General features: G+C 55.9%; 11 protein-coding genes and 1 pseudogene. 7 read left to right on the top strand and 5 right to left on the bottom strand.

Translation table 11 applies throughout. From position 1 onward, the window contains the following. Positions 1-14 precede the first annotated feature (14 nt). The 3 genes from KW846_RS04270 (at position 15) to KW846_RS04280 (ending at position 3,949) form a co-directional block, all read left to right on the top strand. On the top strand, positions 15-767 hold the full coding sequence (locus KW846_RS04270; protein WP_218481441.1) for a trans-aconitate 2-methyltransferase: 753 nt from the start codon (positions 15-17) through the stop codon (positions 765-767). Between the two features lie 14 nt (positions 768-781). Beyond that, entirely contained in the window at positions 782-1,921 is a 1,140-nt protein-coding gene (rffA, locus tag KW846_RS04275) for a dTDP-4-amino-4,6-dideoxygalactose transaminase (protein ID WP_218481442.1), read from the top strand. Between the two features lie 384 nt (positions 1,922-2,305). Then, complete coding sequence (locus KW846_RS04280) at positions 2,306-3,949, top strand: hypothetical protein (protein ID WP_256356599.1); 1,644 nt, start codon at positions 2,306-2,308, stop codon at positions 3,947-3,949. 141 nt (positions 3,950-4,090) lie between these two features. Here the strand turns inward: KW846_RS04280 and KW846_RS29935 are convergent. Next, positions 4,091-4,258, bottom strand: a pseudogene (locus KW846_RS29935) (transposase); the annotation flags it as partial. Between the two features lie 330 nt (positions 4,259-4,588). Between KW846_RS29935 and dusA the strand changes: the two are divergent. Beyond that, a complete protein-coding gene (gene dusA, locus KW846_RS04290) occupies positions 4,589-5,599 on the top strand; it encodes a tRNA dihydrouridine(20/20a) synthase DusA (protein ID WP_218481444.1) in 1,011 nt (336 codons plus the stop codon). A 55-nt stretch (positions 5,600-5,654) separates the two neighbouring features. Here the strand turns inward: dusA and KW846_RS04295 are convergent, their stop codons facing one another. Further along, a complete protein-coding gene (locus KW846_RS04295) occupies positions 5,655-6,488 on the bottom strand; it encodes an undecaprenyl-diphosphate phosphatase (RefSeq protein WP_218481445.1) in 834 nt (277 codons plus the stop codon). 555 nt (positions 6,489-7,043) lie between these two features. Here KW846_RS04295 and KW846_RS04300 point away from each other — a divergent pair. The 3 genes from KW846_RS04300 (at position 7,044) to KW846_RS04310 (ending at position 10,528) form a co-directional block, all read left to right on the top strand. Further along, positions 7,044-7,784, top strand: coding sequence for a winged helix-turn-helix domain-containing protein (locus tag KW846_RS04300; RefSeq protein WP_218481446.1), 741 nt, complete (start codon positions 7,044-7,046; stop codon positions 7,782-7,784). Between the two features lie 298 nt (positions 7,785-8,082). Next, positions 8,083-8,742 carry a winged helix-turn-helix domain-containing protein gene (locus KW846_RS04305; protein ID WP_218481447.1) on the top strand — a complete coding sequence of 220 codons (660 nt, stop codon included), beginning with the start codon at positions 8,083-8,085 and terminating at the stop codon, positions 8,740-8,742. A 391-nt stretch (positions 8,743-9,133) separates the two neighbouring features. Then, a complete protein-coding gene (locus tag KW846_RS04310) occupies positions 9,134-10,528 on the top strand; it encodes an undecaprenyl-phosphate glucose phosphotransferase (RefSeq protein WP_218481448.1) in 1,395 nt (464 codons plus the stop codon). Positions 10,529-11,000: 472 nt separating this feature from the next. On the opposite strand, the gene KW846_RS04315 is transcribed toward KW846_RS04310, so the two are convergent. From KW846_RS04315 to KW846_RS04325, 3 genes are read right to left on the bottom strand one after another with little or no spacing between them, the layout of a single operon-like run. Continuing rightward, a complete protein-coding gene (locus KW846_RS04315) occupies positions 11,001-13,079 on the bottom strand; it encodes a YjbH domain-containing protein (RefSeq protein ID WP_218481449.1) in 2,079 nt (692 codons plus the stop codon). Next, positions 13,076-13,837, bottom strand: a complete 762-nt coding sequence (locus tag KW846_RS04320; protein ID WP_218481450.1) for a capsule biosynthesis GfcC family protein — start codon at positions 13,835-13,837, stop codon at positions 13,076-13,078. The genes KW846_RS04315 and KW846_RS04320 overlap by 4 nt, the downstream gene beginning before the upstream one ends. Then, the gene (locus tag KW846_RS04325; protein ID WP_218481451.1) at positions 13,834-14,499 is read right to left on the bottom strand and encodes a YjbF family lipoprotein; all 666 of its coding nucleotides are present in this window, start codon (positions 14,497-14,499) and stop codon (positions 13,834-13,836) included. Before KW846_RS04325 ends, KW846_RS04320 begins: the two co-directional genes overlap by 4 nt. Positions 14,500-14,509 lie beyond the last annotated feature (10 nt).

Here is a 14,509-nt window from a genome sequence, read left to right on the forward strand (position 1 = left end):
AGAGAGCCAGTTTGATGCCCCCAGATCGCACCCCGTTCCCCAAGTCCGCCTTTGAGGCACTTGCCCAGGCAGAGGCACGCCACTGGTGGTTTCGCGCCCGTAACCGCGTGATCATTTGGGTGCTGAAATCTCGCATCGGCAAAATCCGGAATTTCCTGGAGATTGGTTGCGGTACTGGCTTTGTGCTGGAAGGGATTCACCAGGAATTTCCCGAAACGACACTCTCCGGCACCGAGTTTTTCGATGAAGGCCTGATACATGCACGTCGACGCGTACCCAGTGCAAGCTTTGAAAAGCTGGACGCGCGTGCCATGAACGATGCAGAGCGATTTGATGTAATTGGCGCTTTTGATGTCATCGAACATATCGAGGAAGATGAACAGGTACTGGCGAATCTTTCCCGCGCATTGCATAAGAACGGTCAGCTATTGCTGACCGTTCCCCAGCACCGCTGGCTGTGGTCCGCTGCGGATGAGCGCGCCTGCCACGTGCGCCGCTACACGCGACGCGAGATCGTCGACAAGGTAGGCCGCGCCGACCTTGAGGTTCAATACGTCACATCCTTTGTCACCCTGCTCGTCCCCTTGATGTGGCTGGCACGACAGCGCCCCGGGCAAAAAAATGCGGAAGTAAACAGCGAGTTCGATATTTCTGACCGGACCAATCGGCTCCTTGAGTTCGTTATGAAGATGGAGCTTTGCCTTTTGAAGGCAGGCATCACCTTTCCTCTCGGCGGCTCACTCTTACTGTTAGCCAAAAAACGATAACCTGGAGACCTACAGTGAGCGACTTTAAAATCCCCTTCAATCGCCCTTTCATGACGGGAAAGGAACTTTACTACATTGCAGAGGCAAAGTTCCTTAATAAGCTTGCTGGTGACGGCCCCTTCACTCGACGTTGCCATCAGTGGCTTGAGCAGCACACTGCCAGCGAAAAGGCACTGTTGACGCACTCTTGTACTGCTGCTCTGGAAATGTCAGCCCTATTGCTGAATATTGAACCTGGGGATGAGATCATCATGCCCTCTTACACTTTCGTCTCCACGGCTAACGCTTTTGTATTGCGCGGTGGAATACCGGTATTTGTCGATATCAGAAAAGACACACTGAATATGGACGAACGCCTGATCGAGGCTGCGATTACACCTCGCACCAAGGCAATCGTTCCGGTTCACTACGCTGGCGTCGCATGCGAAATGGACACGATCATGGAGATCGCCCGCCGGCACGGCCTCCGCGTGGTTGAGGATGCTGCGCAGGGGGTCATGGCCTCTTATAAAGGAAGAGCCCTGGGCAGTATTGGTGATCTGGGCGCGTATAGCTTCCATGAAACCAAGAACGTGATATCCGGCGAAGGCGGCGCGCTACTGGTTAACGACCCGACACTGGCATTACGCGCCGAGGTTATTCGGGAGAAAGGTACGGACCGAAGCCGTTTCTTCAGAGGTGAAGTGGACAAGTACACTTGGCAGGAAGTCGGTTCTTCCTACCTGCCGGGTGAATTGACCGCCGCTTTTCTTTGGGCGCAGCTGGAAGAGGCACAGTCGATTACACAAAATCGCCTGGATAGCTGGAACCGCTATCACCAAGCGCTCGAAGGGCTTGAGTTGACAGGCGCAGTACGCCGCCCGATCATTCCGGCAGATTGCACACACAATGCGCACATGTACTATGTCTTACTTGCTCCCGGCATCGATCGCCAACGCACGCTAGAGAAGCTTAAACACGACAATATCTACCCGGTGTTCCATTACGTACCGTTGCACTCCTCACCGGCAGGACTGCGCTACGGCCGAAAACATGGCGCGATGACAAATACAGACACCCTGTCGGAACGCTTGATCCGCTTGCCACTGTGGGTGGGGCTGACACAGGAGCAACAGGCAGGCATCGTCGACTCGCTACAGCGCGCCGCTTCCTGAGGGAGAACACGCAGCGTGCAATTGCTGATCTGCACCCTGCGTAGCTGCACCCATGACATTGGATGCACGGTATATCGTTACCAGTAAGATAAATGAATTAACCGCTCAGCACACTGGTGGCCTGATCTCTACGTCTGACGAGTACTAAACATGGGGATTAACGGGCGAACTGGCGTAATGAAGTGATTTATAGAACGCCTTTTCCATTGCCGGATCGCTCAAGACAAACCAGTTTTGCAGCAGCTGAAGCCCCCCTCTCCATTTCAGGTTAGATGGATACAATGTAGGGTCAATGCTGGGATTGGGCTATCATTGGCGCCGATTAATACGAATTTACTGACGAAGATGGAATAATCGATTTCTAAATCGACCGGATACTTAAGAATGAGAAATGTTTTAACAAGTAAAATTCCAATAATTATTCTGGTATTGTTCTTTGCTGTATTACTGAGCGGAGTACTTCTTCCGATTTACTCCGATGAAGTCATGACAAAATTCAGGGTTGCACGACTCTTTCTGGATGACGGAAATGCGGTTACCCTTTTTCCACAATGCACAACAACCGCAGGGCGGACAGTTTCACCGGTGTTTTATCCGGCCGGTATATTACTGTCGACGCTCTATGCCCACCTGGGTCCTTTTGGCTTGAGAGTCAGCGGTATTTCTTTATCGCTGATCTGGTTTGCCTTGCTCGCTTATTGGTGCTTGGCGCAGACACGTGATTTGGGAGGGGCTCTTCAGCGTTTCGCTGGATTGGTTGCAGTGGCTTCATTGGGTGTCCTACCCTATCTATGGGTCTTGTCGCGTCCTGAACAGTTTCTGATGTTGCCGATCCTGGTGCTTTGTTTGTTGGCACTCTTCTTCAAGGAGCAAAAATCTGCGCGCGCGCAGATGGCGATGACTGTTGGGCTTGCATTGTTGCTGACATTATTTTTCTATGCTCACCCGAAGAGCATGTTCTATGCGCCATTCGCGCTTGCGGCAGTATGGTTGGCGACGGCAACGTACCACAAAGCGATTCGCTATGGCTTGTGGCTGTTCATCGTGATTCTGTGCGTTCAGACCTTTCACGATTTCAGCGCGCTGGCGGGCTGCCAGGATGCGCCGAACATTCAAAAAATGCTGGCGGCCAACACATTGTTACCGGGCATGCTGTTCTCTGCACCAGGCGAGTTTGTCAGCGCCGCTTACAATAACTTAATGAGCTTCCCTGACCGATTGTTGATACATATTACCTTTAATGACACTTTTCAATCGGGCTGGCTGCCGCCTATGGTCGGTAGCTTTGAAGCGTTGCCGTACCTCAATCTTGCCATTTATTACTCTCTGTATGCATTTATTATCGGAATCCACGTTGTAAGCATCCCGGTATTTCTGTTGCAAGTAGTTCGTCGCCAAGTGTCTGCGCCTGTCGTACTGGCGCTGTTGTTGGTCGGCGCAGATTTAATCAATGCGTTTTTTTACAACATCCAGAATTTTTATGCAGCTAATCAATTCATGCCTGTGTCGATCATCATCGCAGCCCTGTTGATGCACTCCCGGCGCGCAGTGAAGCTGAGTAATACCCCGACACTAGTAGCCTACTCACTATTATTGCTGCTCTCTATGACGTCGATGGTGACACTGTTAACTCTCGTGACCCCTGGCTTCGCACACAACTCCTCCTTCGCGCAATCGAGTTTGCCCGGGCAGCCGCTTTCGATTCCGGTACTGGGGGCTCAGCTTCACTTGGATTCAATCAGTAAGCTAGGGGAGTCATGCGGTATTCCTGCGGAGTCGGCAGAAAATGTCGTAGTGGACCACATGACATATTTTGCCTTTTTGCGCGACAAGAAACCTATCCATGTGCTCTATGTGTCTGAGACCGGCTACGGTGGCGACTTGAGTAACGGCAGGCTGCTGCCATTTCTCAAAGGACTGAATAGCCCAGGCCTGGTCACGCGTTGCGAATGGGTGCCGTATCAATTCCGGCAGGCGCAGGAGAAGGACGATATGGGCTACTGTTGTGTCAACTTCGGCAAGATCTGACTAGCGTTAGCGGCGTTAGCGCCCTCGGTCTCCCCGGAGTCGGGAGGCCGAGGGGTTTCGATGCATCAGGCAATCGCACGACCAGCGTTCCGGCGTTCATGGACGCCCCCTTGCTGGTTACCTCAATCGCTTACACGGAGCCATCAAGGTTCGTAGGTACGCGCCTTCGCGTTTGTTCATTCCTGACAACGTCGGCTTTGCACCGCCGGAGTGCTGCCTGGGCATAAGGTCTGACCAGGCAGCCAATTGCCGTCCTTTTTTAAAGCCTTTCGCATCGCCGATCGAGGCGATTAACGCATTGGCGGTCAGCAGGCAAACCCGGTAGCGCTCGATCAGCTCCTTGACCGTTACGCCCTTGCGATTGGCCTTGGCAATTGCACCAGATTCGGCCAGCTCAGTTTCGCGTCGCTTGAGCCAGACTTGGGTTGTGGTGTTGCAATCGAAAGTCTGGCTTTCCTGATAAACTGTCACACCCTTTTGCATGATGCGGATCAATGCGGTGTACGCTGCAGAGCCATCCTTGCGCTTGCGAACGGTGATTGTTCCCATGGTTTTGCTACACGAGTGGTTTGCATTGCTACATTGCAGCGGCACTCTCTCAATACCAAGCAAAAACCGTAGCAAATGAGAAGTAGCGAAATGCCGATAAAACCCACAGAAAACCAAGCCTATCCAGCAGATTCGGTATCCAGGCGGTTTTCTGTTGCCCCCATGATGGACTGGACCGACCGCCACTGCCGCTTCTTCCTGCGTCTGCTGTCGAAAAACGCCCTGCTCTACACCGAAATGGTCACCACCGGTGCCCTGCTCAACGGCGATCACGAGCGTTTTCTGCGCCACAACGAGGCCGAGCATCCGCTGGCCCTGCAGCTTGGCGGCAGTGTGCCGCTGGACTTGGCGGCGTGTGCGCGCATGGCGCAGGAGCATGGTTACGACGAGGTGAACCTGAATGTCGGCTGCCCGAGCGATCGGGTGCAGAACAATATGATCGGCGCGTGCCTGATGGGGCATCCGCAGTTGGTGGCCGATTGTGTGAAGGCGATGCGTGATGCGGTATCGATTCCGGTGACGGTCAAGCACCGTATCGGGATCAATGGCCGGGACAGTTACGAGGAGTTGTGTGATTTCGTCGGCACGGTGCGGGATGCCGGGTGCACCAGTTTTACCGTGCATGCGCGAATTGCGATTCTGGAGGGGTTGTCGCCGAAGGAGAACCGTGACATCCCGCCCCTGCGTTATGACGTGGCGGCACGGTTGAAGGCGGATTTTCCTGAACTTGAGATCATTCTCAACGGTGGGATCAAGTCGCTGGAGGCCTGCCACGAGCATTTGCAGACGTTCGACGGCGTGATGCTGGGCCGCGAGGCGTATCACAACCCTTATGTGATGGCCGAGGTGGATCAGCAGTTGTTCGGCAGTACGGCGCCGGTGATCACCCGTGCCGAAGCGCTGGCGCAGTTGCGGCCGTATATCGCGGCACACATCGATGCCGGCGGTTCGATGCACCACATCACGCGGCATGTGTTGGGGCTGGGCACCGGGTTTCCGGGGGCGCGCAAGTTTCGGCAGTTGTTGTCGGTGGATATCCACAAGGCCAAGGAGCCCCTGGCCTTGCTGGATCAAGCGGCCGGGTTGCTTGAAGGGCGTTGATGCCCGGTTGTTCTCGCCATTCAAGCCAGGCGGTTCGATCCGCCTGGCTCGCCTGTCAGCTGGCGGCCGCCGCCGTCCAGTTCACCCAACCGAATGCCCAGGTCGCCAGGATCAACAATCCGAACACAATCCGGTACCACGCGAAGGCGGCATAGCTGTGGTTCGCAATGAACTTGAGCAAGCCGCGCACGGCGATCATGGCGAAAAAGAACGCTGTGACGAAGCCCAGGGCGAAAACCGCCAGGTCGTCGGCCTGGAACAGCTCCCGGTACTTGTAGCCTGAATACACCGCCGCACCGACCATGGTCGGCATCGCCAGGAAGAACGAGTATTCGGTGGCGGCCTTGCGCGACAGGCCAAACAGCAACCCGCCGATAATGGTCGATCCGGAACGGGAAGTGCCCGGTATCATCGCCAGGCATTGCGCGAAGCCTACCTTCAACGCATCCGGCCAGCGCATGTCGTCGACATGGTCGATGTGCACCACGTGGTCCCTCTGCTCCGCCCACAACATGACAATGCCGCCCACGACCAATGCGACTGCCACGGTGATCGGGTTGAACAGGTAGTGATGAATCTGGTCGGCAAACAAGACACCCAGAACGACGGCCGGAAGAAAGCCGATCAGCAAGTTCAGCGTGAAGCGCTGTGCATTGCGTTGAGTCGGCAGTCCTTTGACGATCTCTGTAATCTTGCGGCGAAACTCCCAGACTACGGCAAGAATGGCGCCCAGCTGAATAATGATATTGAACGCCATGGCGCGTTCGCCGCCAAACTCCAGCAAGTCCGCAACAATAATCTGGTGGCCCGTACTGGAGATGGGCAGAAACTCAGTCAGGCCCTCTACCGCGCCCAGGATCAACACTTTGAAAAGGGTCCAGAAATCCATCAATCCTCCGTCAGACCGTTCTTTGGGAACGATCCGTCAACTGCACTCAGATATTGAGTAGCTCAAGCAAAACAATCGAGACATCCACACCCATTACCTGATGTAGCGAGGGAGAATATGTCTTATCAAAAGACACACTCAAGCCATGTTAATAATCGTCCGGGTACGAACAGCCCGGTAAATATTTAGGTAATTAGTAGAAAAAAGCCTCGCCACTCAATAAAGTGTGATCGCACTCACAGTATTTGTGTTCTTACTGGATTCAGCACCCGGGCATGAATGGTGGCACCTAGTGGGCCAAACAGTGGCAAAAGGACATAAAAACAAATCGCCATCGTTTCAAAATAGTGGCACAATTCCATATTGCCACCATCTAAGTACGCTATTTCACTAGTTCAGCCCGCCGAGAAAATCAACTAAAAGCTTGAAAAGCTTAACTATTGTTAGAAAACTCGGGAGCCACGTCTAAAATTGGCGTAAATGTTACCAATTGTCAGTCACAGATGAGAACCGGTGCTTTAACATCCCGATGTCAGCACCTATTCGAGTCAATGCATGATGCTTACAGGGAACTTAGCGACTAGAAGCCTGCGCCAGACTAACGATGAACCCGGAGTTCTCACTCTGGGTCGTACCCGTGGCGTGGCTGAACATTTTAGAGCGCTAGTCGCAAGGCATGTGCGGACCGATATGGCACTAGAGGCCAACGCCTACACTAGTTCATTCAAGAAGAATGAACGCTCTGATTCGTACCGCGCCATCTTCATCATCATCGACAGCCCCCAGGCCCTCGAGGAAAGCCTCGCGCTAGTGGAAAACCTGCGCGCCGGCAACTTGAAACCCATCATTTGCGCAGTGATCACGGGCCGTGGCAGCTACAACAAGATCAAGTACTATCTTGCGGGGGCCGACTACTGTATCAAGTTCAATACCCTTTCCGATGAAAGCTCCGAGTTACTCGCCGAGTTCTTCAACAGTGAAGAATGGCAAAGAGATATCAATTTGATATTGGACCCCACCCGTATTTGCCTACTCGGCACCAGCAAGAAACTGGACATTTCCTTTGCAGAAATGAAGATCCTGGAAGCCTTTGCGCAAACCAGTAACCACATACTAAGCCACGATGAAATCGCCAACATCATGGGGCTCAACACCAACTTTTATGACCCCAGGGCGCTGGAAAAATCGATCAGTCGCCTTCGTGGAAAAATCAAGGACATGTATGGCACTAACGCCATCCAGAGCATCCGGGGGCATGGCTACCGGTTGATGAGGGGGCTGATCTCGACCCCCTGATACACAGCAGGGATGGCGCTTTAATATCAATTCAACAGGCGATACTCCTCAACGATACAAAGGTCTCGACTTCATCGTTTTTTTTGTATTTCATACTGACGGCACTTATCGATTCAATCACCGAGGCAACATCGGACCATAACAATAAGAGTTTATTCTGCAGCTGTAGATCGAGTGGAACCTATCGAGGGCCAATTTTGGGCCCAGACCCTGCCTTTCGATTACTTCCAAGGGAGTCTTTACTCCCCTGCCGATCATCTTTTTTCGCCAAATTTGGTGTGTACTTCAGGAGAGAGACATGGAAACTAGTACAACCCTCCCAAGGAAATACTTTGTCGTCGTGACCCACAGCACTACGTCGCAGCGTGAACTTGAGACCATCCTGTCCAGTGAGCGTTTCAACTCGTTTGGCACCTCCCAGGCACAAATGTTTGTTGAAGGTGTTGCTTCGCCCTCTTCCGCTCCCGTGCTGATGGAGTTCAGCTACCCAAACGTTTCAAGGAAGAACGTCGCGCGCAGTATCGAACATGATACACAGCGACTATTGGCCACCCTGGAATCCGAATGGCTGGCAGCGCAATCGACGAATCCATTCCACAGCCTGCCGGCAACTGCCGGGGTAGCCAACGATATCTCGCGATCAATCGAAGGCGACACTCCTTACAGCGAAGCCTGGCAACTCGACAAGGACCAAAGCGTATTGGCAAAAGAGGGTGTCGAGATCAGCCTGACCGGATTGGAAGCCGCGCTGGTGAAGAAGATGCTGCACCATGAAGAGCGCGTCGTCAGTCGCGACGAATTGATCCTCAGCATCGGCAGGGAGCCGGAGCAGTATCGCGGCCTGGAAATGTGCTTGAGTCGGTTGCAAGACAAATTCAAATTGGCCAGTAACGGTGAACGACTGTTTCGCGCAGTCCGAAATCGTGGCTATTGCCTGATCCAGGAAGTCGTGGCGTAGGTACCTCGACCTTTATCAATTAAAACAAACAGAAACAGTGCGACTACAACAATAAAAAAAGCACTCTGTTTGGTTTCAACCTCCGCGCTGGCAAGACTCTCTTATCCCCACCCCTCCTACAATACCAAAGACCACGTTCATTATTCACCCACTTCCCTTCGACCTTTTCTAACGCTCGAACTTTTCTAAAATTTTGCTAGTTGGCACTTTGCCACCTTGTTAGAACTCGTCAGACAGTATCTCCGCCAATAACTTAGTCTATTGACTGACGACAGTTCGGCATATCGACGTTGTTACCTCAGGACACTCGCTCTAACAACAATAACAAGTCTACTTAACAACTCGGATTTCAACTGTCGAAACCTGAATGGACGTCTTTTGGGGATATGGTATGGATCTTACTCTTGGTATCAATCGAAACACTGGCCTCAAGGGACTTACCTTTTGGGGACAATGGGCGCTGGCACAGGGCTTTGTAGTTTCTCTGTTGTTCATACTTGCTGAACGGCACACAGGATCGGTCGAGTTCTATTACCGAATGTGCGCAACGCTCGCCGTCCTGGCCTCGGTTCCGGCTTATACGTTCAGCGGTGTGTACCGCAAAAGAGACAATTATCTGTCGGGGCTCGGACGCCTGTTCATGGGCTGGTCCATGACGATGGCAGCGCTGGCCTGCATCGCGTTTATCTGCAAGGCCGACGAACTGTTTTCCCGACAAGTCATTCTGGGTTGGGCGGTGTACGGTTTCCTCGGACAGGCGTTGCTGTATGCGCCGCTGCATGCGTTTTCGAAGTTCTACCAGCGGTCACGTAAAAGCGAGCATAAAACCCTGATCGTCGGCACCGGCGAACTGGCACTGGGATTGGCGAACAAGCTGAGCGACCTCGAAAACCTGCCATTGGTGGGCCTGGTCAGCAACGGCGCACCTTCTTCCCTGGAACCCGGCGCACCCCGCATCGTCGGCGCCCAGGAAGACCTGCTCGAACTGATCAAGACCCATGACATCCGTCGTTTGTACATCACGCTGCCCCTCTCGGAAGCGGCACAAATCGAAGCCATGTACGTCGATTTGCTGGATGCCAACGTTGACGTGGTCTGGGTGCCGGACTTGAACAGCCTGACGCTGCTCAATCACTCGGTGAAAGTCGTGGACGGCTTGCCGGCGATCTACCTGAACGAAAGCCCGCTAACCAGCCGGCCCACTGCCGCGCTGAGTAAAAGCCTGGCGGAAAAAAGCGTGGCCCTGCTGGCCATTATCCTGCTGAGCCCGGTGTTGCTGCTCATTGCACTGGCCGTAAAACTCAATTCGCCCGGCCCGGTGTTCTTCAAGCAGGATCGCCATGGCTGGAACGGCAAGGTGATCCAGGTGTGGAAGTTCCGCTCCATGCGGGTGCACGACGATCATGAGGTCAAGCAGGCCAGCCGTAACGACTCGCGCATCACCGCCGTCGGACGCTTTATCCGTCGCACTTCGCTGGACGAGTTGCCGCAACTGTTCAACGTGCTGCAAGGACACATGGCGCTGGTCGGCCCGCGCCCTCACGCCATCGCGCACAACAACTACTACTCCGGGAAAATTCTCGCCTACATGGCACGCCATCGAATCAAACCGGGCATTACGGGTCTGGCGCAAATCAATGGTTGCCGCGGCGAGACGGACACCATCGACAAGATGCAGAAGCGTGTCGAGATCGACCTCAAGTACATCAACAACTGGTCGTTGTGGCTGGACCTGAAGATTCTGGTGAAGACGCCGTTCACCTTGTTGTCGAAAGACATCTACTGATGGTCTAGGGCTGCACAAGGCAACACCGCAAGGGGACGCAAGTCCCCTTTTTTGTGGCTGTGATTCGGGAATTGGGCGGCTACCCGGATCTCCGATCCACCAAAAGCCCCCCTGTGGGAGCGAGCCTGCTCGCGAAGGCGTCGTGTCAGTCAACATCAATGCTGGATGTGCCGACGCCATCGCGAGCAAGCGCGCTCCCACAGGAATAGGGTATCTAGCCAGATTTCCGAGCCACCAATAGACCACTGTGGGAGCGGACTTGCCCGCGAAAGCGTGGGGTCAGCCAACATGGATGCTGGATGTGCCGACGCCATCGCGAGCAAGCTCGCTCCCACAGGAATCGGGTATCTAGCCAGATTTCCGAGCCACCAATAGACCACTGTGGGAGCGAACCTGCCCGCGAAAGCGTCGGGTCAGCCAACATGGATGCTGGATGTGCCGACGTCATCGCGAGCAAGCTCGCTCCCACAGGTTACTCGGTGATCTTCTCGAAGTTGCGATAGAACATGTCGTCGTCGCGGCTGTCGGTCATGGAGTGCAGCTGGAAGCTGCGATTGAGCCGTGCACCGCCGTCCCGGGTCAGTGGCGACCAGACGAGGTTGGCGCGGCGCATGGTCGACATGCTCATCAGTTCGTCGAACGGAATGGACAGATAAATACCCTTGTCGAAACTACCTTCGCCGTATTCAGCACCGGTGGCGGTGGTGATCGTTGCCCAGGCGCCAAACCGTACGCCGTTGGAAAACTCCCGCGAGATATCCAGTGTGCCGCCCCAGTCACCCGCCAGGTACCGCCCGACGCTGACGGCGGCCAGCGTATCGTAGGGCAAGTCGGTGTAGCCGGTGATGTGGCCGGTCACCACTGAATAATCACGCAAGCCAAACCCCTGGTCGAACTCCCGCTGGCGGACGTAGTTCAGGTCCGCGCCCACCGACCAGCGCTCGCCGGTCGGCCGGAACAGCACCTCGCCCCCGACGCCGGCAAACATCGACTCCAGGTAGCCACCGTAAACCATGCCATACAGGTCCTTGTCCAACTGCTCGGCATGGCTGACCTGGAACAACGGCATGGTGACATCGGACGTGGTCATGTACTGGCGCAAGTCCGTGCGCACGCGGGGCAAGCCGCTGGGTGCGTCATAGGTGAACTTGTCGAAGTTGTTGATCAGGTTGGCACTGAGCAAGCCACTCCACCAGGTGTTGCGGTTGAAGCGGTACTCGGCGTCCGCGTCGGCGCTGAACTGATAGAGCAAGCCATCGGGGCCGCCGACGTTCTGCTTGAAGCCCAGCCCGACACCATAAGCGAATGGCTGCATCGCTTCGGTGTAGAGGGTTTTCTCGTTGTGCGGCATCGCCGGGTTGATCTCGGTGGTGCGGTGCAGCGATTGCAGCGGCTCCTCATTGTTGATCACTTCGCGGAAGGTTTGCCGAGGCACGCTGGTTTCTTCAAGCGGCAGGCCGTAGCGCTTGTTCACCACGGTGAACCAGTCGATATCGTCGTTGACGCTGTTGTCCAGAATCCGGCTCGCGCGGCCTACGGCCTTGGCCGAATGGAAGTAACGCTGCTGCTCGCCGTACACGAACAATTCGGAATCGCGCTGGCTGATGCGCTCGACCTTGTACCCGGCATTTTGCTGCAGGCGCCGGGACACATCGGCCCAGTCGACCTGATCCATCCCGGTACTCGGCGCCTTCGTCGGTAAGGGTTCAGCCGGCGGGTCGAACGTCTTGGCCGGCGCCTTGCGGCTGGCGAAGTTGGTGTGGAAGGTGACGCCGAACATCGCCGTGTTGCCGCGCTCCCAGGCCGCGCTGACGTCGATCGAGTCAGTCAGCTTGAACACCGCGCCAAGGTTGATCGGCGTGTCCTGCTTGATCACGTTGTCCTTCGGCTCGTGCTTGTAATCGTTGCCTTCGTATTCGAGTTTCAGGCTGAGCCGATCCCAGGGTGTCTGGTAGCTCACGCCGCCGAAAAAGGAAGGGCTACCGCGAAAATAGGCCCCGGCGTTGACATCACCGGTGCCTTCGTTGTTCGGCCGGGTCTTGAATCGATCACCGAGGTAGCCCAGCGGGTTTTCGAAATCGCCGCGGTTGCCCAGGTAACCCCAGGCAATGCCGGCGCTGAAATCAAAATTGTCGTAGCGCTTGTTGGCCACCACGAACTCACTGGAGAACAGGCCTGTACCGCCGATGTCCCGGAAGCCCAAGGCCACCTCGGGCGCCCAATGGGTTTCTTCCCACAGGCGGGCCTTGAGGTCGACCGCCTTGTCCTTGTAGCTCTGGTTGCCGCTCAACGATTCGGGGCCGTAAGGGCGGTTGGTGATCGCGGTGTAGCGAAACGAACCTTCCAGCCACTCAAGCGGCTGAAGTGAAACGCTGTAGCGACTGTAGGGGTCGGTGCGGTTGGCATTCAGGCTCAACTCACCGGCCGGCGCCATCCGCGCCGTCGGCGTCTGCAACAAGCCCGCGCCACCGAAATCATTCTGGGTAATGCGTGGTTCTGCGTAAGCCAGACCACACGGCAATAACAATACGGCTGCAAAACGTAAATTCAACGAACCACCTCAGCCAGCTGCGTGGCAATAAATTCGGCCAACTGCTGATTCAGTTCAGGGACAGGCGGATCAAGGTCATCGGTTTTGACCGGGACCAGAATCCTGCTGCCGGCGACAGGTATCTGCCCGCTCTCGCGATTCCAGTGCGCAATGCCGACGCGTCGGGTGACACCGTTGGGCTGGATCAACCACAGGTAATCGGCGTCCGCATCGACCAGCGGCGTGCAACCCTGCAGGTAATCGCGGGCCTCTTGCAGGGGCTGATAGGTCAACCGGCACGACTCGACGACAGCGCCGAGCACCTCGACTTCGTCGACCCGCAACGGGTAGATGAGGCGGTCGCCGTCGTCCAGGCGGATGTTGCGGGCAAACCCGACTTCCACGGCGACCGGGTCCAGAACCGCCACCTGGCGCCCGGTGACCGGCATGCGCCGCACTTGCTCGGCCAACCGCACCGCCAGGGCAGCCCGGCTCGGCCTGTCGAAAAGCACAGCCATGCGCTGCAACACGTCCAGATCGAACAGCACCCCGGCCTTGAGCCGGGCCTGTTGCTCGACGAGGGACTGACGCAGCAATACGCCCGCCAACCAGTAACTCTCGGCATTGGGCTGGGCCACGTTAATCACGTCCAGCAACCGCCCGCCCGCCGGCAGTTCGACCGGCCCCGGATGGGCCACGTCACCGGTGACGGTGACCGCTGCATGGCTGACACTGGTGAGCAACAGCAGGCACGCCGATAGAGCCCTGACCCGCTTCACCGGGCATGCCTGCGGTCAGGGGTCAGTTGCAGGATCTTGACTCGCAGTTGCGAGGTCAGTTGCTGCTCACTCTGCACAATGAACCCGTCAACGGGGTCGACCCAGTAACGATTGGTCGCACGCAGGCCGATGGCCGGCGCGTCAATCTGCTCATCGACACGTAGCACGGCGTATTCCTTGTTGAGGATTTCCAGGGTTTCCACGGATTTGCGCGAGAAGCGACTGTTCAAGGTCACCCCGACTTCCTGGCCCTGGTAGAGATCGATCCAGCGCTGGCTGGTGTAACCATCGGGCACGTTGTGGAGGCCAAGCTTGAAGGGCGAGACGTCGGCAAGGCGTGTCCCGTCCAGATCGCCGCCCAGGCCCAAGCCGATGCTGCGCACTGCCAGGCCATCGCGCATGAGCAGAACCTGTTTGCCGGACGCGACCCAGAACTGCAGGTCGTCGCGCTCACGCACCAGCGCCAGCACGCCGGAACCGGACGGTGTGGTCAGCTTGAGCTGGGGATAGCGGACATCCGCCACCTGGGCCGCCGTCACGTCCAGCTCATCCGGCCCTGACACCGCCGATTTGAGGTTGGTCAGCGAAGCGACCATCAGCGGGTTACAGCCACACAACACCAAGGCCGCTATCAAGCAGACGCCAACTTTCAACGTTCTCACGATCGGACCC

Source organism: Pseudomonas sp. PDM32, assembly GCF_019219225.1.
GTDB lineage: Bacteria > Pseudomonadota > Gammaproteobacteria > Pseudomonadales > Pseudomonadaceae > Aquipseudomonas > Aquipseudomonas laurylsulfatiphila.

What these genes read in the sequence shown, in the direction of transcription:
- KW846_RS04270 (WP_218481441.1), top strand. Translation starts at nt 15, where the DNA reads ATGCCCCCAGATCGCACCCCGTTCCCCAAGTCCGCCTTTGAGGCACTT.
- KW846_RS04280 (WP_256356599.1), top strand. Translation starts at nt 2,306, where the DNA reads ATGAGAAATGTTTTAACAAGTAAAATTCCAATAATTATTCTGGTATTG.
- dusA (WP_218481444.1), top strand. Translation starts at nt 4,589, where the DNA reads ATGCCGATAAAACCCACAGAAAACCAAGCCTATCCAGCAGATTCGGTA.
- KW846_RS04295 (WP_218481445.1), bottom strand. Translation starts at nt 6,488, where the DNA reads ATGGATTTCTGGACCCTTTTCAAAGTGTTGATCCTGGGCGCGGTAGAG.
- KW846_RS04300 (WP_218481446.1), top strand. Translation starts at nt 7,044, where the DNA reads ATGATGCTTACAGGGAACTTAGCGACTAGAAGCCTGCGCCAGACTAAC.
- KW846_RS04305 (WP_218481447.1), top strand. Translation starts at nt 8,083, where the DNA reads ATGGAAACTAGTACAACCCTCCCAAGGAAATACTTTGTCGTCGTGACC.
- KW846_RS04310 (WP_218481448.1), top strand. Translation starts at nt 9,134, where the DNA reads ATGGATCTTACTCTTGGTATCAATCGAAACACTGGCCTCAAGGGACTT.